Here is a 17,724-nt window from a genome sequence, read left to right on the forward strand (position 1 = left end):
CTGATTTTTACTCCCATGATTGCTTGGCAATGTCTAGCGACTATCAATTATCGATTTTTAGCGAGCCTGCAGAGATCGAGACGCTGCGGCCAGCCTGGCATGCGTTAGAAACGGCGACTCCTTTTCGACAACCGTTTTGGCTGCTCAAGTGGTGGGAGCATTTTCGCCCCGCGGGAGTGCCCCAGATTCTAGTCGCTCACGATCGCGGGGGAACTGTCGTGGGATTGTTGCCGCTGTACCGGCAACGTCAAGGTTACGAGGGCGTGGTGCTGAGGTCCTGCGGAGATACCGGCGTCTGCAGCGATTACTTTTCATTAGTCGGCAATGCCGCCGACCGTCAGTCACTCGGCTTGGCGTTCGCCGATTTTCTCGCCAATTGTTGGGATGATAGCCAATGGGGTTGGGACCGGATTGAATTGGCCGGGGTGGCGGAATCAGACGCGGCGATGCAAGCTTTTGTCGGTCACTTGAACACGCGGGGGGCTGTTTCCCACGCCTCGTCACGCATGAACTTTTGGCGACTCGATACGGATCGCGGTTGGGATCAATGGCTCGGTGAATTTGGCAACAGCAATCGCCGCTGCATACGATCGCGGCTAAAAAAACTAAAGGCTTTGCCGCAGGCCACCCACCTGAGTCCGACTACAGATACAGAAGTCCAGAAGCTCACGCAGGTTGTGGTTGATCTCCACCAAGCTCGCTGGAATGCAATCAGCAGCCCCGGTTCGTTTGCGGAGCGGGAGGCCGTCGAGTTCATCCACGAAGCGAATCAGTTGGCATTCGCCGCGGGGCAGCTGCACTTGTCGGTGCTAATGATCGACGGCGTCGCGGCCGCCGGTGATCTCGGCTACGTGGGCAAAGACGACTGCCTTTATCTCTACTGCGTCGGACGCAACCCGGCGATGGACGCGCTCCAAGTCGGACACTTGCAAACGGTTTACACCCAACACCAAGCCTTCACGGGCAGCTTAAGGGCGATTGATTATTTGCGAGGCGATGAAATCTACAAACAACGTGCCCACTGTCAACCGACTGCTTGCCTGCAATTGCGAATCGCGTCTCCCGGTTGGTCCTCGCGGCTGTTTCACAAAATGTGGTTAACTCAGTTCGAGCTAACCCAGTTTTTGCGACGCCGCACCGGCAGGCAACCGCTCCGCACGTCAGCCGCTTTTACGCAGCAAGTATCCGCTTAAAATCGATTTGCAAACCGCTTGCCGATCATTACGCATCCGCCCTCGACGAGGCGGCAACTGGTCGACGCGAGAGTGCGAAAATTGTCCGCTCCGCCTTCGAGCCATTGGTCTTGGCAGCTTCGCGTCGCAAACGTGCCAGCACAGCCTCGACATCTGTCACGTCACCGCCGCGAGCCAATTGCGCGACACGTTGCTGAGTCAAATGCGCGGCATCTCCAGGCTGCCCAACGGCCTGCACCAAGCCGCCCGAGTAGGCCATCAGCAATTCACCCAACTCAAGTCGAAAATGTTGATTGCGTGGTTTGATGTCGATCTGCGCGCCGATCGGGTCGTTCAGTTCGATCACCGGACGGAAACCATAGGGGCTGGCGATCAGGCCTGAGATGCTGCCCGCCGTGGCAATCTCTCCCTCACCCGTTGTGGGATCGATTTGGGCGTAGGTCATCGAAATGATTTGGTCGCCACTGTTGGTACTCCACATCGTGTCGCTGATCCGGCGAAGGAGTTGAGCCGGGTCATGCCGGTAACCAGAGTGAGATTGCCAAGCGGCTCGCGCTGTGGCGGCTATCATTGCCCCGTCATAGCCCGTGGCGTGCGCCTCGGCTAGCACGATCGCCAGCAATCCGTCGGGCAACACGTCCCAGTGAAACCAACTCCGCGAAAGGGCCAGCGGCGTCTCGGTCCAACCAGTGATATTCCACCCAGGAGCGAGCGGCTGAGGAAGCGGTTGTTGACGTTCCTGCCAAGCTGTCGCGGCGCGGAGCGGACGTACCGCCTTGGTCGCTTGGTTCGCGCGGCGACGATACGTGTCGGCGGTCAATTCATGTGCGACCAACTGCGCGACCAAGCGGAGCGCCGACTTTTCCGCTTCGCCAAACTGCTGATCCAACTCTCCCCAGAACCACAACGTACCAACCGGTGTATCTCCCACGTTCACCGCCAAGCATAACGCGGAGCCGAAACGAACTTCAGCAGGCCATGCGTTTCCAACATCGACGCGGTCCACCTCCACGACGCTGCCCACGAGTGCTTCCAGATCGGCTAAGGAACCCCGCAACTGCCGCGGCGGATCAGTCAACCTAGCCGGATCGAGCCCTGTGCAAGCGCGCAACTTCAACAGGCTGGTCGTTTCATCCAACATGTAGAGCCCCGCGGCTCGACATCGAATTGCCGTCGCGGCAGTGGCAAGAATGGACTCAAGTTTGTCAGCCAACTGTCCAGCGTCGTGCGGCTGGTGGGCCGGATCGGGAGCAATTGGAGTTACTTCGGCAACGGCCAGTTTGGCTTCCTGCTGTCGCAACAACATCTCGACGCTGTGGAGCCTGGCGGTCAACTCACAAGCCGCTGTTGCCAAACGGGCCGCCGCGGCCTGCGAGACTGCCGGAGCTTCCAATAAATCTTCGGCACTCATGACCCCATCACCGATGACGGCTGAACGCAGTTGAATAGCACCGCCGCGAGGTCGAGGCTGCATCATCCAGCCGGTCGTTTCGGTGAAGGCTTGCCAAAACGCCTCACCGGGATGCTCTTCAGGGCGTGCCCCACGAGTCCGGGTATCCAAAGTCTCAGCAGAGTGTAATCGCAAATAACTGGGGATCTGTCGCGTCACAGAGAAAGCCTCGGACCTGATCCGCATGACCGCTGGTCAAAAAAACTACCAAGCGAACTGCGCTGGATGGGAAATATCCGTCCATGAGTGTGATCAAGTCGCACGCTGATCCATGCCTACGACTTCAATTGAGAGTAGTTATCGACACAAGCAAAGCTTCGCCAAACGGGAAACTCCACTTAACCCAGCAACTTTCGCCACCCGGCAAGCATGATCCACATAACAGGCCCCTCCACTACGACAAGCCCTTCCGCTACGAATTCCCTCTTCATCCGCTCGCTCGCGGCGCACCGCGGCGGCGAGTGCTGGTGGGGCGCACGATTCTGACTAGACTGGTCGTGTCTGATTAGGCTGGTCGCGCAGTTTTTGCTGTGAGCTTCCGCGCCTGTTGCTTTTGCCTGTTTCCATTGCCATTAGGTTACCGTCGATGCTCCGTCCGCTCGCCTTCGTCATTCCCTGCGCTGCGCTGTTCACTTTTGGGGTGCTGGGGCTGACATCGCCGAGTGTGCAAACAGTCGCCGCGGCGGAAGGTGCCGATCAAGCATTACCCTCAATTGATCTGTTCACCGTCGGGATGCAGCGTCATGGGGGGATGTGGCCAATTTATTGGGATGCCCAGGAGGGCAAAGTTTATCTGGAGCTGGATAACCTGGGGCAAGATTTCCTCTTTCTCACCGCTCTGAACAGCGGCTTGGGCAGCAACCCGGTGGGGCTTGACCGAGGGCAATTGGGAGATTCCATCGTCTGTCATTGGCGGCGGATTGGCCCCCGCATTTACTTGGAACAGCAAAACACCAAATTTCGGGCTGACGCCGGCTCGGACGCGGAACGGCGAGCGGTGCGAGAATCGTTTGCCTCCTCGATTCTTTGGTCGGGCGAGGTGGCCGCCGAGGGCCAGTCTCACGCATTACTTGTCGATGTGACCAGCCTTGTTGTTTCGGACCGGCACGGAATTCGAGCAGCCTTGCGTCGCGCCGATCAAGGTGATTTCAGTTTGGATCGCGAACGCAGCCTTCCATTGCCCGAATTGCTGGAAGCTTTTCCCGACAACCTCGAACTGCATGCCGAGCTGACTTTCACCAACGAGCGGCCTGGACGGGAAGCGAGTGCGGTGGCGGCAACTGGCGAGTCATTAACGATTGGCCAACGCATTAGTTTGGTTCAGCTGCCCGAGCCGGGTTATCGACCACGCCAGTTTGATCCGCGGGTAGGCTCCTTTGCGGTGAGCTACGCCGACTATGCGGCTCCGCTTGATCGTTCCATTTTCCGCCGCTTGATGACGCGACATCGACTCGAATTGGACGCGCAGGGGAAAGTGGTTAAGCCAATCGTGTACTACGTCGATGCGGCCGCTCCCGAACCGATTCGCGGCGCGCTGCTCGAAGGCGCGTCATGGTGGAGCGAGGCTTTCGAGCAAGCTGGGTTTCCAGGTGGATTTCGCGTCGAGGTGGCACCACCCGAGATGGATCCGCTCGATCTGCGTTTTAACTTTATCCAGTGGGTGCATCGGCAAACACGCGGTTGGTCCTATGGGTCCAGCGTGATTGACCCGCGCACGGGTGAAATCTTAAAAGGACATGTGTCACTTGGTTCGTTGCGAGTTCGTCAAGACCGGTTGTTAATCGAGAACGTGGCCCCAGCGACTGCGGCCAACGGCGCTGCGGCTAACGGCGCTGCGGCTAACGGCGCGACCACTTGCGAGATGCAAATTCCACCTAGCCACGCCACAATTTCAGAATGGGGTTCGCCGGAGACGGCCATCGAAGTCTCATTGGCTCGCATTCGACAGTTGGCGGCACACGAAGTCGGCCACACTTTGGGTATCGCGCATAACTTCGCCGCCAGCACCTACGGCGACCGGGCTTCGGTAATGGATTACCCGGCACCACGATTACGGCTAGCCGACGACGGCACGATTGACACCAGCGACGCCTATGGCGTCGGACTGGGAAGTTGGGACAACTTTACGGTGCGTTGCCTGTATGGTGATCTGGGCGACGCCGGCGCGGAAACCAACACCCTCAACACTTTAATTCAACAATCGATTGCGGATGGTCTATCATACATCAGCGACTCCGATGCACGCCCGGCTGGCGGCGCTCACCCACGAGCACACCTTTGGGACAATGGCGAAGACGTCGTCGCCGAGTTGGCACAGACGCTGTTGGTTCGCCGTGCCGCGCTCGAGCGCTTTGGACCCGACGTGTTGTTGGCGGGAGAGTCGTCGGGGGAATTACAGCGAGCGTTCGCACCGCTTTATCTGCATCATCGCTATCAGACCGAAGCAGTCGTCAAACTGATCGGTGGCGTCGACTATGCGTACAGTTTGCCAGGAGATGCCAACGCGTCGGCGACTCCGGTGGCGGTCGCGGAGCAACAACGAGCCATGCAGGGGCTGCTGCAAACGGTGATGCCGGAAACGCTGACGATCTCCGCGGATCTTAGCAAAGTATTGGTCCCCAGCTCTCAGCAAACCGCCTGGAGTGTCGAGCAACAAACTGGATTTACCTCGCCCATTTTTGATCCGCTAGCCAGCGTGGAGACAGCGACCGAGTTCACGGTGAGTTTGCTGCTGCATCCAGCGCGAGCCGCGCGGCTCAAGTCGCAACAAATGAATGACGGCGATCATCCGGGACTCATGTTGATTCTATCACCGTTGATCGAACATGCTTATGATCAGTTGAGTAGTCAAGCGACTGATGCCGGCGGCGCTACGGCACGGCGGATTGGTACCGTCATCACGAGCGAACTGATCGCGCTGGCTGAAAACGAACAAGCACGCGAGGACGTGCGAGCTGAAGTTCGTTACCAGTTGGTTGCGTTACAGGAGCGTCTACAAGTTTGGCAAACGGTGAATCCAGACTCGCCGGCCGCGGCCGAAGTGAGTTGGGTGGCTAATCGTTTGTCGCGATTTTTGACGCGTCCCGATTTACCGGTGGGAGCTACCGCACCAGCCGCAGCCCCACCCGGCAGCCCCATCGGTGCTAAATAAAATTGTAGAACCGCTGTCCCAGCTGTTTGCGGACGCTGCACATTGTAGAACCGCTGTCCTCAGCTGTTTGCAGGCGCTGCACATTGTAGAACCGCTGTCCCAGCTGTTTGCGGTCCTGCACATTGTAGAACCGCTGTCCCAGCTGTTTGCAGGCGCTGCGAGCGATTGGGGACAATCGCTCTACATTGGACAATCGCTCTACAACCTTCCCTACTCAGTCAACAACTCGTAGACAATGGTGACGCTGGCGGTGAGTTGTTGTTCGCCGCGAGCGATCGGCACCGAAGATTCAGCAGCCATTGCCCTCATCATTTGAGGCCTCGGCGAGGGGCTATAACCGACTTCACTGATCTGCAATGGCCTGCCCACTTTACCCCCCACCGCTTCAGCAAACAGCTTGGCCCGGCGAGCTGCGTCCTGCACTGCGGCCTGACGCGCTTCATCCTCAGCTCGCTGAGGCTCAGCCACATCAAATGAAATCCCCGAAATCGAATTCGCTCCGCTGACAACCACTTCATCGAGCAACTGCCCTAAGGCATCCAAATCCCTCACCTTCACCCGTACTTGATTGCTGACTCGATAGCCAACGATCTTGGGCTCAGTCGGTTCGTTGTTGCGAGGGCGATCGCGCTGATACTGGGGTGAGATGCTGAAGTTTGTGGTTTGGATATCGCGGTCTTGGATGTTTCGCTGCTTGAGGGTCTTGAACAGTTGTTCCATCGCGCGGTTATTCTCCCGCATCGCCTCGCCCGCTTGGGGAGCTTGCGTTTGGACCCCCACGCTCACGTAGGCCGTGTCGGGCACTTGCTGGGCTTCACCTTGGCCGTTGACGGTAATGGTGGGTCGTGACTCGATGGGAACATCCTCGGCCAACAGGGGAAGAGAGGTGGTGGAAAATAACGCGGCGATGACCACCGCAGTCGGCAAAAAGTGAGTGAACTTGCGACCAGTCAAATGATTGAGCGACAACATGTTGAGCGTCCTTACGATTAGAAACAAGGGAAAGTTGGGCTATTTGGCGAATTAGCCAACGGAATTTACCCGGCCGTTTGAGCAGACGCAGAAGATCCACTGCGAGTTCCAAGCCATTTTATTCAAGCCCACTGTCAGACCTTGCCGATTATACCGATCGTGATGGCTTGCGACGTATCCGAAGCCGGTTAGTTGATCTGCCTTCAATCGCAGGCCGCTAGCAGTTTCCTGAAGTTCCTGGTGAATCTTTGCTCAGCCATCGCGAATTCATAAACTTCAAAGTTCTGAGGAGATTGGAAATGGGGCGCCACCACCCTTTGTGGGCGATTACGGTTATTGCGATCGCTGGTACGTTGGCGAGCAATGCGTGGGGGCAACGTCCAGTCGTTCCCGGCACTGGCACCGTTTTGACTGGAGTCGGCGACGACTTCGAAGACCCCAATTGGAGCTACGTGCCCAACAATCCAAAGAGCACAGAAGATATTGACGAGGATCAGCGCTCACCCACGGGCCGATCGACCAATGGCCGCTGGTACGAAGGGGTCAAGCGGGGACATCCCGATGTGGTCCAACGCGTTCCAACTCCGCCGGGCGGACTTCCGGGCAGCGAGGGGGCGTTGCTGATGCGTTCCAAATTCACCGGGATTCCTGGCCAACCCAGCGGTACCATGCATCAGGACGATTTCGTCTGCAATGTCCAGTATCGCATGAAACGAAAAATCAGTGTTGCCGAAGTCCCCAGCGTGGTCACTCGGGTTTACCTCCCTCCGGTCGCCGAATGGGAAGTTCGCAACGGACCGCATTTTGGTTTTCGCTTAGCGCTGGAAACCACGGCGCTGGTGGAGAAGAAGGGTTTTCTGGGTCTGAAACGGAGCGAAATCGATGACGAAGTTTACTGGCCCGGCATGTTCATTGAATTCAAGAGCAAACAACTGACTAAGGGTGAACACGATTACGCTTCGATTCGCATCCGCGGCAACAAGCGGGGCGGCGACTTTAACGGCCCGCAAATAACGACCACAGGTTGGTGGACCATGGGCATGTCAGTCACTCCCGATGGCATGGTGCACTACTATGCTTCGCCCGGCGTAGATGATTTAACGGAAGAAGACTACATCACAAGTCAATATCCTTATAGCTATCGCGCTGAACGGTTTCGGACATTCTTTTATAACGTCTGCAGTGCCGACGATGGGCGTCGCTGGAGCAGCAGTTGGATCGTCGATGATCCTCAAGTCTTTCTGGCACGCCCGCAGCGTTAAGCCGGTACGCAATATGCATCATTCTGTTGCTCCTCATGAAAACTTGCTACCACTCAGCCTGATCAACTCAGCCTGATCAACTCAGCCTGATCACTTCCTCAAAACCTAGCTCCGAGCTGACCGGCATGGCCGTTGAAGAATCAGTGGTATTTCGAGCCGACCGCTACGATGTGCGTCGCGTCTCCTACCTGACGGGCGATGGCCAGCAACATCAGCGGGACATTATTAGGCATCCGGGCGCGGTCGTGTTGTTGCCGATCACCGCTGATGGCCGCGTGGTGATGATTCGCAACTTTCGAGTCAGCGTTGATCGCATGCTGTTAGAAGTGCCAGCGGGAACTATGGAAGCAGGCGAGGCACCCGAGGTGACCGCCGCCCGCGAGTTAATCGAGGAGACGGGGTATCGCGCTGGAAAGCTTGAACCGCTGCGTACTTTCTATGCGTCACCCGGTTTTTGCGACGAAGCGATGCATTTGTTCTTGGCTACGCAACTTGTCGCTGGCGCACCGGCGCGTGAGGATTATGAGGTCATTGAAAACCAATTAATCCCACTCGACGAAGTCAAGCAGTTGATCGTCGATGGTACGATCCAGGATGGCAAGACGTTAGTCGCCTTGCTGGACTACCTCTATCTGCGGCAAGTTTGAAAGCGACGTCTCGCGTCGGTCAAGCAACATCCATGACGATCGTAGTTAAGCCGTCGGCCAGCCGGTAAGTATTTCCTCGCTTGAGGGCTATATCGCGCAGGCTGGTTATGAACCGGCTCTCGCGGCAACTCCAGCTCTGAGGGGCCGTAAAGCCAGTCCACAAAGTGACTTAACAACAGGCGAACCTTACAGCTTGCTTGTGACCACATCGCGTTGCCTCCGCGGGGAAAATGATCATCGCGTGAACTCATATCTCCAGGAGCGTAAGCGAAGCGGAAGTGTTACAGATAAGCTATCGCTGGCGGCCACTTAATACCATTCTTGGGTAGTCGGTTTGATGACGATCTCGGGCACGTTGGCCCGGGGAGGCAACTGGCATATGGCCACCACCATGGCGGCGATATCTTCTGGTTGGAGGATTGCCGCTCGATGTTCTTCGCTAACCGGGACCGGACGGCGATCGAGGATCGGCGTATTGACTTCTCCGGGGTAAATATTGGTGACTCGCACGCCTTCCTCGCGAACTTCGTTGCTGATCGTGGTTCCCAAGGCAGTCATGGCAAATTTTGAGGCTGCGTAGACCACGCCCCCCAAGGCGAATGCGCGTTTGCCGGCGACCGAGGAGATATTGATCACCAGTCCATCGTTGCGGGCACGCATCGCTGGCAAGACCCGATGGATACAGCGGTAGGCGCCGGTGGCGTTGATCCGCATCACTTGGTCCCACTGTTCCGGCTCCATCGCGGCCATCGTTCGATTCACGATGTTGATCCCGGCGCTGTTGACCAGGATATCGATTTCTCCCAAGGTTTGCTCTGCCCAATCGAAATACTGATCGATGCTGCTGTTTTCGGCCACATCGAGTTGATGCGAGACGATCGGGTGCGGCACTTGGTCGGCTTGCTCGACAATCTCTGCCAGCGTTTCGGTGCGGCGTCCACCGATGGCAACCCGACAGCCGGCTGCCGCCAAACCGAGCGCGATACCGGCACCTATTCCACTGCCACCACCGGTGACAACAACCGATTTTCCTTGCAAATTCATGCCTTTAGCTCGCTAATTCGAGATGTGAAGCGGTGATGGAAATTGTTTGGCGTCGCAACGTAAGCAATCTAGTGAAACCTGTACAGCCGCCCGGTTGTTGCCTTCCACCTAGCCAGCACCGATACTATTGAATTGGCGAACACACATTGCGTTACGAATTCCCAGCGACTGACTCATCATTGCTAGCATGCCGCAGACGGCCCCCCTGGACACCACGACCGAGGTCGTCACCCCCGAAAATATTGGGTTCAAGCATCTGCTTGCCGGCCCTTTTCGGCGACTGCCGGCCTATTTGTTGGACTTTGCCATCAGCACCGGTGGTTTCTTGCTGGTTGTATTTTTCATTATCGTGGTCGGCGGGTTCTTGGGAATTACCCTTGGGAACACGATTTTCCCCGCCTTTGCCGCCGCCGGACTGCTGGTCACCTACTTTATCATCACCTGGTTTTACGGGGTTTACTTCGAGACTTACTTCAATGGTCGCACGCCTGGCAAATGGGCGATGGGGCTGCGAGTGATCAGCGCTGATGGGCACCCGATCAATGGCAAACAAGCTTTGTTGCGAAACTTGCTGCGGGTGGCCGATTTAGGTCCCGGAACAACGCTGGCCGCGCTCGATGCCGACAATCCGGTGTTCGCCGTGCTGCCCATCTCGACCGGCGTGATCGGCTTGACGGTGATGCTCTGCTCCCGTCGCCTGCAGCGGCTCGGTGACTTGGCAGCGGGGACGATTGTCGTCATCGACGAACGCAACTGGGCATTGCCGGTGGCCCGGGTTGACGATTCGCGGGTCCCCGCCCTGGCTAGCTTTATACCGGCTGATTACCGCGTCTCGGCCAGCATGGCCAAGGCCCTAGCCGGTTACGCCGAACGGCGTGCGTTTCTTTCCAAAGGCCGTCGCAATGAAATCGCCAAACACCTGTCAGAGCCACTGATCGAACGGTTCGAATTTCGCCCCGACATCGACCCCGATTTATTGCTCTACGCAATGTACTATCGCACGTTCTTGGCAGATCAACAGGAACCGGTGGCCCTCGGACCGCTAGCCGGGTTCAGTCCGCTGCTCAAAGATATCAATAATCAACTACCACTTTCCCCGCAGCAGAGATCGTCCAAACCGGCGTCCTTGCAGCCCATAGCCGGCCCTTTAACGACTGTCCAAACAACTACCTCACCGCATGCTCCGCCGGACAATACTGTCGGCGTTTATCCAGCTCCCGAGAGCCCCACTTCGTCGGAGAATCAGTCATGAACGTGGCCAAATTACTCGAGCAGCGTCGGCAACAGTGGGCAGAACTTGAAACGCTCTGCGGACAGTTGGAAGTCCGCGGCCGGACCAGTCGCCGCACGCCGGGAAGCGTCAGTCGATTCGCTACGCTCTACCGGTCCGCTTGCGCCGACTTGGCCCTCGCCAACGCTTACCAGTTGCCGCCGGCAACAATCGCATTTCTGCATCGCCTCGTCGGACGCGCGCACAATCAACTTTATCGCAGCACCAGCCAGGGCGTCTCGTCTTGGGTCGAAATGGTGCTGCACCAATCTCCCAAAGCAATTTTTAACGATGTCTGTGTGCGAATTGCCGCGTTGGTGTTCTTTGGGCTGTTTACGCTTTCCATGATCTTGGCCAGTAACGAAAGTCTATTCCCCGGCTATGCCGAACGCGTTCTGGGAGGACAACAGATCTCGACCATGGAAGACAGTTTTGAGCAACCCTTAAGCGCTTCTACCGATCATTACATCATGATGAGTGGCTTTTACATTCAACACAACACTTCGATTGGCTTGCAATGTTTTGCCTGGGGCATCTTGTTGGTGCCCTGTCTGATCATCACCAGTTTCAATGCGGTGGTATTGGGTGCGTCATTTGGATACATGGCCCGTGAGGGGAGCATCGGGGGTGATAATTTCTTTCAATTTGTCACGGCCCACGGTCCTTTTGAATTAACGGCAATCGCCCTCTCCGCCGGAGCGGGGCTGCGGCTTGGTGTCGGCTTGTTTGCCACGGGTGGCTTGCGACGTACCGACTCGTTACAGAAAAACGCCATCCGCGCCCTGCCGATTATCGCCGCAGCGGTTGTCTTGTTTGTGCTGGCCGCATTTACCGAGGGCTTTATCTCTCCCAGCCCGCTGCCATACCCGCTAAAAGCCGGCTGGGCAATTTTCTCCAGCGGTTTGATGATGTTTTACTTTGTCGTGTTGGGCTTCCCTCGCGGAGGTCCCGATGCAACTTGATCGCACCCACGTCGCCATCCGCTCGCGCACTTTTTCCGAGATTGGTGATTTGGCATTCATGCTAATTCGCCAATACCCGCAAGCGATTCTGGTCGGCCTCAGCGTCGGCGTGTTGCCCTGGCTAGTCGCCAATACGCTGCTGCTCGGCTGGCTTCCCTGGTCGGAGACGGTGACCGCGGCGTACGATGAAGAAACCTTGGTGAGTCGATATCGTTATGCTTTTTTGACTGCCAGTTTGATTTTCCTGCAGGCCCCCTTAGCCGGAATTCTCACGACCTACTACATCGGCCAAGCAGTTTTCGAGGAACGGCCGACCTGGCGGAATGTTTTTCGCGAAACCAGCCGCATCGCGCCGCGGCTCTTCTGGAGCTTAGGCGTTTTCCGCGGTGCCATCCCGGCAATGTTTGTTGTGGGGCTCGCCTGGGGCGAAATCATCTCAGTCGGAGCGGAGACATTTTGGCTGTTCTTGATTCTATTTTGGGCGATGGCGGTGCGCAGCTTCCGCCCCTTCTTGCCTGAAATCTTGGTGCTGGAACGCTGCCCTCTGCGGAAGGCAAAAACAGATCAAATTACCGCTCAGCGACGTTCCAGTTTGCTGCATTCACCAATCGGCGGAGATTTATTGGGGCGGTTTATGCTTGGCAGCGTGTTGTTTGCCTTGTTGGCCTGTGCTTTATTTTTTTCCGCCATTTGGGCCAATCAACAGCTATTTAATTCTGTCAGGTGGTCGTTGGTAAATTTGTTAGTATTATTACCGATCAGTTTGTGGTTAACGGTTGGCCTAGCCACAGTGATCCGCTTTCTTTCCTACTTGGACAGCCGTATCCGCCTGGAGGGCTGGGAAGTCGAGCTAATGCTTCGCGCCGAGGCAATGCGACAATTTGGCGATCACACAACGCCCCCGAAAACAGCACCAGTTGCCGGAGGCACGCCCTAATGAAAACGCTATCATTGCTGATTAGTTGCTGGTTGCTGCTTAGTTTGGCAAACCCGAGCGGCATCGCCGCCGCGATGCCGCAGGCAGTCGAACCACAAGCGGCGGCACAGCAAGCAGCCGACGACTTGGTCACCGAATCGTTAGAATCGATGGGCTCGTTGCCTTGGTACGATCGCGAGTCGCGTCAGGTCAACCCGGTGGACGTTGCACCGCGGCTCGATGATTCGGTAAACCGTGACAGCCGTTGGGTACCCAAGCCGAAACAGGCAAAGAAAGCCTCACGTTCGTCGAACAATTTCACGACTGGTAATACCGGACCAGCTAGCTATCCATTTTTTCTCCAGTGGATCTTTGCAAATTTCTCCACCATCATTGGTTGGACTCTGTTCGCAATCTCACTCGTCGCCTTGATAACAATGTTGGTCTTCCTCGTAATGAAGATGGAGCCAACGGAGGATATCAAAACAGCCACTTCCTCCAGCGGCGATTCTGAACCAACAGCCGAAGAGCTGGCGAAGCTGGAGCACCTACCGATCGAAGTGGCGACAAACCAGGGTAACCTGCTGGAAAGAGCCGACCAACTGCGGCAAACAGGTCGACTTGGCGAGGCCATTATTTATCTGTTTAGCCAGCGACTCTTACAACTTGATCGCTGCCATGCCATTCGCTTAAGCCGTGGCAAGACCAATCAACAGTACCTTCGAGAGTTACGCGGTCGTGCCGATTTGCAGGGCGTGATGCAACGTACGGTAGCGTCGTTTGAGCGCAGTTTTTTTGGCGGCTATTCGCTGACAACCGAAGAGTATGATCGCATCCGCAACGAACAGGCCAGCTTTGATGCCTTCCTTGCCGCCAGCCGGGAAGCCGCCTGATGCGCACATCTACCAAGCCACGATTGTCAGCCGCGAACGTCTCGTCACGCTTGGCTAGCTTATTGATCTTGGGCCTCTGTTGCCTGAGCGGTTGCCAGCGACTGGAAACGGAGTACGGCCGCTCTCACGGGGTCAGCGGCCAGCGGAGCATCGCCGGATTTGGGGTGATGCGAGAATACTTCAGGCGCCAAGACTGGAACGATCGTACCGTTCCCCGGCTAAGCGAACGCTTGAATAACGTCGATGCGATCGTTTGGACCAGCAATGTTAACCAAGCTCCGTCCAACGCAGCAACCGAGTGGTTTAACCAGTGGTTTGCTCGCGGTGACAAAACGTTGGTCTACATCGTCCGCGACCACCAGATTATTGATCGCTACTGGCATCAAGCCGCAAAACTGGCCGAGCCTGAGCAGCGTCTCGAATATCGCCGCCGCGCAGCCCGAGCGCGGATGGACAAATTACAAGCCCTGTTGCAACGCCCAGGCATCATCACCAATGGTTGGTTTACCGCCGTCTCGCTCACCCCGCCCACTCAGCTCCAGACAACCGCGGGAACGGGGCAGCCGAACAATAATGGTCCGCAAACCACTGGACCATGGGCTAGCGACGTGCCCCAGTTGCCGCCAACCCTGGAACTGGAATTTAGCTTACGAGCATACGACGAGCAGCAGGACAAACCGGCCGCCGCGGCGGCTCCCATGCCAAATTTCTTAAATCAATCACCCGAGGAGATTATCGATTCCGAAGCCAACTTTGTCAGCCTGCTGCAGACCAGCGGCGGAGAAACTGTCGTTGGAAAAGTGACTTCGCCCGCTTGGCCCAACTCTCAAATCCTGGTGGTCGCCGCCGGTAGCTTGCTGACCAACTACGGTCTGCTGGATTCGGCCCCCCGCGAGCTGCTAGCTCAACTTGAACAAGCCAGTCGACCTTCAGCCGATGCCACAGCCCCCAAGGTTGGCTTCCTGTTTACCGATGAATTTGGCGCCCGCGTGAGCAGTTTGAACCCCGAGCAGATGGGCCCCAGCGGCATGGAGATGCTGACTACTTGGCCAATCAACATTATCTCCATCCATGCCTTAGTTTGTGGCTTGTTGGTAACTTTGATGCTATTTCCAATTCTCGGCCGCCCGCAAAAAAAGTCATCGCCCACGACCACAGACTTTGCCGCGCACATTGATGCGGTCGCCGGACTGATGGCGAAAACTCGCGGTGAACAATACGCTAAAGTACGCATCAGCGAATACTTTGTGCGAGTTCGGGGTGAAGACAAAGGGCCTTGGGTGATCCCCGCGTCACAATCGGCCGCTGAGTTACCAGCGATTACACCAACCAGCTCACAACAAGCAACCAATTCACAACAACCAACCAGTCAACCAACAGATCAGGTTGGGCCCATCGATTAGATCATCGAGATAGACCACCAACTGCCGCGGCGGCCGTGCAACTGTCGAAAAGCAACTAATTGTGTTAACGCACTTAAACAACAAATCCTCAAGCCATCCCCCATCAGGAACGTAACGTTGTCGGATACGCAAACACAAACGCCAGCGGTCGCCGAGGTCGGTGAATTGTATCGGCGAATCAGTGAACAAATCGGAAAAATTTACGTCGGCCAAGAGGAGTTGGTGTTGGGAACACTGACGGCACTGTTCAGCGGCGGGCACGTATTGATCGAGTCGGTCCCCGGTTTGGGCAAAACACTGTTTGTTCGTTGTTTAGGACGCGTGCTTGGTTGCCAATTCGGGCGGATTCAGTTTACGGCCGACTTAATGCCGTCGGACATCACCGGAGCCCCCGTCTTTGACGTCAGGGATTCGACTTTTCAGTTCCGCCCCGGCCCGGTCTTCACGGAACTGTTGCTGGCGGACGAAATCAATCGCTCCCCCGCCAAAACGCATGCCGCTTTGTTAGAAATCATGCAGGAGTATCGCGTGACGATTGATGGTACCAGCCATCAAGTACCGCGACCCTTCTTGGTGATGGCAACTCAGAATCCACTGGAAAGCGAAGGCACCTACAACCTTCCCGAAGCCCAACTCGATCGCTTTATGTTTAAACTGCGAGTTGATTACCCCACCGTTCAGGAGGAAGCCGATATTCTCCGCATGCATTCCATGCAGCTTGATTTAAACCATCGTTTGGAACAAGAAATCGAGGTGATCGCCAACCCCGAAGTCATCAACCGCGCGGTGGAGACTTGCGGCACCGTGCGGATTGAAGAGAGCCTGTTGGATTACATCAACCAACTGGTTCGGCTAACGCGAACCTGGCCCGCTTTTTATATCGGTGCGTCCCCGCGAGCCGGGATTGCCTTGATGCAAGCTTCCCGCACATTGGCCGCGTTTCGCGGACGCGACTTTGCGGTTCCCGATGACGTTGTTGAAATTATTCTGCCCGTGTTGCGTCACCGCGTGCAATTGACTGCGGAAGCGGAAGTGGAAGGCAAGAACGTTGATGAGGAACTGCTAACTCTGATTCGCTCTGTCGAAGTTCCTCGCAATTAGCCGTCGTGATCATGGGTGATTCTGAACCAACTTTTTGGCTGCTAGCGGCACCTTGGTTGCTGTTGGTAACACTCGCTCTACCGTTGTTATTGGCGGCTTGGCGAACGCGGACTTTTCCATCCCTATCATTGGTTTGGTTGAGCGTGATCCCGATTGCGATGGGATTTTTGGTGGTCCGCTGGAGCGGCCTGCTCGCGCCGTTGTTGCTCGTCGACGGGCTGTTAGTCGTGATTGCGGTTGCCGACTTTCTCTCTTTACCGCGTCATCGCCAAGTGGGGGAAGGCCTCAGGGTAGAACGTAACATTCCGCGGACCACATCGATCAACGTCGCCAACCGCAGCGAACTGACCCTGCTCAATCGAACGGGCCGCACCTTTCGCGGTCGCGTTGTCGATGACTTGCCAGAATCATTCGTGGCGACTCCCGGCGAACATAGGTTGTATTTACCGCCGCTGGCTAAGGTCACTTTTGCCCGCAGCGTAACCGGTATGGTGCGGGGTGCCTTTTTCTTGAAGCACGTGTACGTGGAATCGCTCAGCGCGTTGCGGTTGTGGAGACGGCATTTCGTGTTGCCGCTGGAGAACCAAGTCAATGTTTATCCCGACATGCAGCAACTTTCCGAATACGCGTTGCTGGCCCGCACCGATCGGCTCAGTTTGATCGGCGTTCGCAGAACACGTCAGATCGGTCAAGACAGTGATTTTGAGCGACTCCGCGACTATACGCCTGACGATAATTATCGGCACATCGACTGGAGAACCACGGCGCGGCGCAACAAATTAACGGTTCGTCAGTTCCAATCGGACCAGAGCCAACGGGTGATTTTCCTGCTCGACTGCGGTCGCATGATGACCAACCAGCGCGAAGGGCTCTCCTTGTTGGACCATTCGCTCAACGCGGCCTTAATGATGGGCTACGTGGCATTATCAAAGGGCGATTCGGTGGGCATGCTTTGCTTTTCGGATGCCGTCCACGCCTACATCCCACCACGCGGTGGTCGCAACCAATTGAATCGTTTGCTGCAAGCTGGATTTAATCAATATCCGCGGCTGGTCGAAAGTCGTTATGACCAAGCGTTCTTGCACCTCTCAAATCATTGTAAGCGTCGCACGCTGGTCGTCTTCATGACTAACTTGATTGACGAAGTCAACGCGGGGCAGGTCGTCGACTATTTGGGGAACATCGTCGGTCGTCATTTGCCACTCGGCGTGCTACTGCGAGACCGGCAAATGTTCGCCGCCGCCGATCACCCTGGGGGCTCCTCCGATCAAATGTACCGAGCCGCGGTGGCTGCGGAAATTCTCTGTTGGCGAGATCAAGTGATTCGCGACCTTCGCCATCGCGGTAGCTTGGTGCTGGACGTGTTCCCTGACGAAATGACCGCCCCTTTGGTGAACGAATACCTTCGCGTGAAGGCAAAACACTTGCTTTAGTCCTCCTGTTCGCGGCGGCCTCTCTGC

At 56.4% G+C, this 17,724-nt stretch carries 14 protein-coding genes; 11 read left to right on the plus strand and 3 right to left on the minus strand.

Annotated features, from left to right (window positions below; translation table 11 throughout):
- Nucleotides 1-29: 29 nt before the first annotated feature.
- Nucleotides 30-1,193 (plus strand): GNAT family N-acetyltransferase, encoded by a 1,164-nt coding sequence (locus tag SH139x_RS24915; protein WP_488352448.1) that lies wholly within the window; start codon nt 30-32, stop codon nt 1,191-1,193.
- A gap of 28 nt (nt 1,194-1,221) precedes the next feature.
- Here the strand turns inward: SH139x_RS24915 and SH139x_RS24920 are convergent, their stop codons facing one another.
- Nucleotides 1,222-2,802 (minus strand): PP2C family protein-serine/threonine phosphatase, encoded by a 1,581-nt coding sequence (locus SH139x_RS24920; protein WP_488352449.1) that lies wholly within the window; start codon nt 2,800-2,802, stop codon nt 1,222-1,224.
- 427 nt (nt 2,803-3,229) lie between these two features.
- Here SH139x_RS24920 and SH139x_RS24925 point away from each other — a divergent pair, with 427 nt between their 5' ends.
- Entirely contained in the window at nt 3,230-5,794 is a 2,565-nt protein-coding gene (locus tag SH139x_RS24925; protein WP_488352450.1) for a zinc-dependent metalloprotease, read from the plus strand.
- 210 nt (nt 5,795-6,004) lie between these two features.
- Here the strand turns inward: SH139x_RS24925 and SH139x_RS24930 are convergent, their stop codons facing one another.
- Complete coding sequence (locus tag SH139x_RS24930; protein ID WP_488352451.1) at nt 6,005-6,766, minus strand: SIMPL domain-containing protein; 762 nt, start codon at nt 6,764-6,766, stop codon at nt 6,005-6,007.
- A 299-nt stretch (nt 6,767-7,065) separates the two neighbouring features.
- On the opposite strand from SH139x_RS24930, the gene SH139x_RS24935 reads away from it, so the two are divergent.
- Entirely contained in the window at nt 7,066-8,028 is a 963-nt protein-coding gene (locus SH139x_RS24935; protein WP_488352452.1) for a hypothetical protein, read from the plus strand.
- A 125-nt stretch (nt 8,029-8,153) separates the two neighbouring features.
- Nucleotides 8,154-8,675: an NUDIX hydrolase gene (locus SH139x_RS24940; RefSeq protein WP_488352453.1), complete on the plus strand. Its 522-nt coding sequence runs from the start codon at nt 8,154-8,156 to the stop codon at nt 8,673-8,675.
- A 309-nt stretch (nt 8,676-8,984) separates the two neighbouring features.
- Here SH139x_RS24940 and SH139x_RS24945 read toward each other — a convergent pair whose 3' ends face one another.
- The gene (locus tag SH139x_RS24945) at nt 8,985-9,719 is read right to left on the minus strand and encodes an SDR family oxidoreductase (protein ID WP_488352454.1); all 735 of its coding nucleotides are present in this window, start codon (nt 9,717-9,719) and stop codon (nt 8,985-8,987) included.
- Between the two features lie 187 nt (nt 9,720-9,906).
- Between SH139x_RS24945 and SH139x_RS24950 the strand changes: the two genes are divergently transcribed.
- The 7 genes from SH139x_RS24950 to SH139x_RS24980 all read left to right on the plus strand — a co-directional run bounded on the left by SH139x_RS24950 (nt 9,907) and on the right by SH139x_RS24980 (nt 17,697).
- Nucleotides 9,907-10,971 carry an RDD family protein gene (locus SH139x_RS24950; RefSeq protein ID WP_488352455.1) on the plus strand — a complete coding sequence of 355 codons (1,065 nt, stop codon included), beginning with the start codon at nt 9,907-9,909 and terminating at the stop codon, nt 10,969-10,971.
- Nucleotides 10,968-11,951, plus strand: coding sequence for a stage II sporulation protein M (locus SH139x_RS24955; protein ID WP_488352456.1), 984 nt, complete (start codon nt 10,968-10,970; stop codon nt 11,949-11,951). The genes SH139x_RS24950 and SH139x_RS24955 overlap by 4 nt, the downstream gene beginning before the upstream one ends.
- Nucleotides 11,941-12,888: a hypothetical protein gene (locus SH139x_RS24960; protein ID WP_488352457.1), complete on the plus strand. Its 948-nt coding sequence runs from the start codon at nt 11,941-11,943 to the stop codon at nt 12,886-12,888. Before SH139x_RS24955 ends, SH139x_RS24960 begins: the two co-directional genes overlap by 11 nt.
- Complete coding sequence (locus SH139x_RS24965) at nt 12,888-13,760, plus strand: DUF4129 domain-containing protein (protein WP_488352458.1); 873 nt, start codon at nt 12,888-12,890, stop codon at nt 13,758-13,760. Before SH139x_RS24960 ends, SH139x_RS24965 begins: the two co-directional genes overlap by 1 nt.
- Nucleotides 13,760-15,163, plus strand: coding sequence for a hypothetical protein (locus SH139x_RS24970; protein WP_488352459.1), 1,404 nt, complete (start codon nt 13,760-13,762; stop codon nt 15,161-15,163). The genes SH139x_RS24965 and SH139x_RS24970 overlap by 1 nt, the downstream gene beginning before the upstream one ends.
- Nucleotides 15,164-15,328: 165 nt before the next feature.
- A complete protein-coding gene (locus SH139x_RS24975) occupies nt 15,329-16,264 on the plus strand; it encodes an AAA family ATPase (RefSeq protein ID WP_488356087.1) in 936 nt (311 codons plus the stop codon).
- An 11-nt stretch (nt 16,265-16,275) separates the two neighbouring features.
- Nucleotides 16,276-17,697: a DUF58 domain-containing protein gene (locus tag SH139x_RS24980; RefSeq protein WP_488352460.1), complete on the plus strand. Its 1,422-nt coding sequence runs from the start codon at nt 16,276-16,278 to the stop codon at nt 17,695-17,697.
- The last annotated feature ends 27 nt before the right edge of the window (nt 17,698-17,724 follow it).

The organism is Kothea flammea, assembly GCF_052161645.1.
Classification (GTDB): Bacteria; Planctomycetota; Planctomycetia; order Pirellulales; family Pirellulaceae; genus Laterigemmans.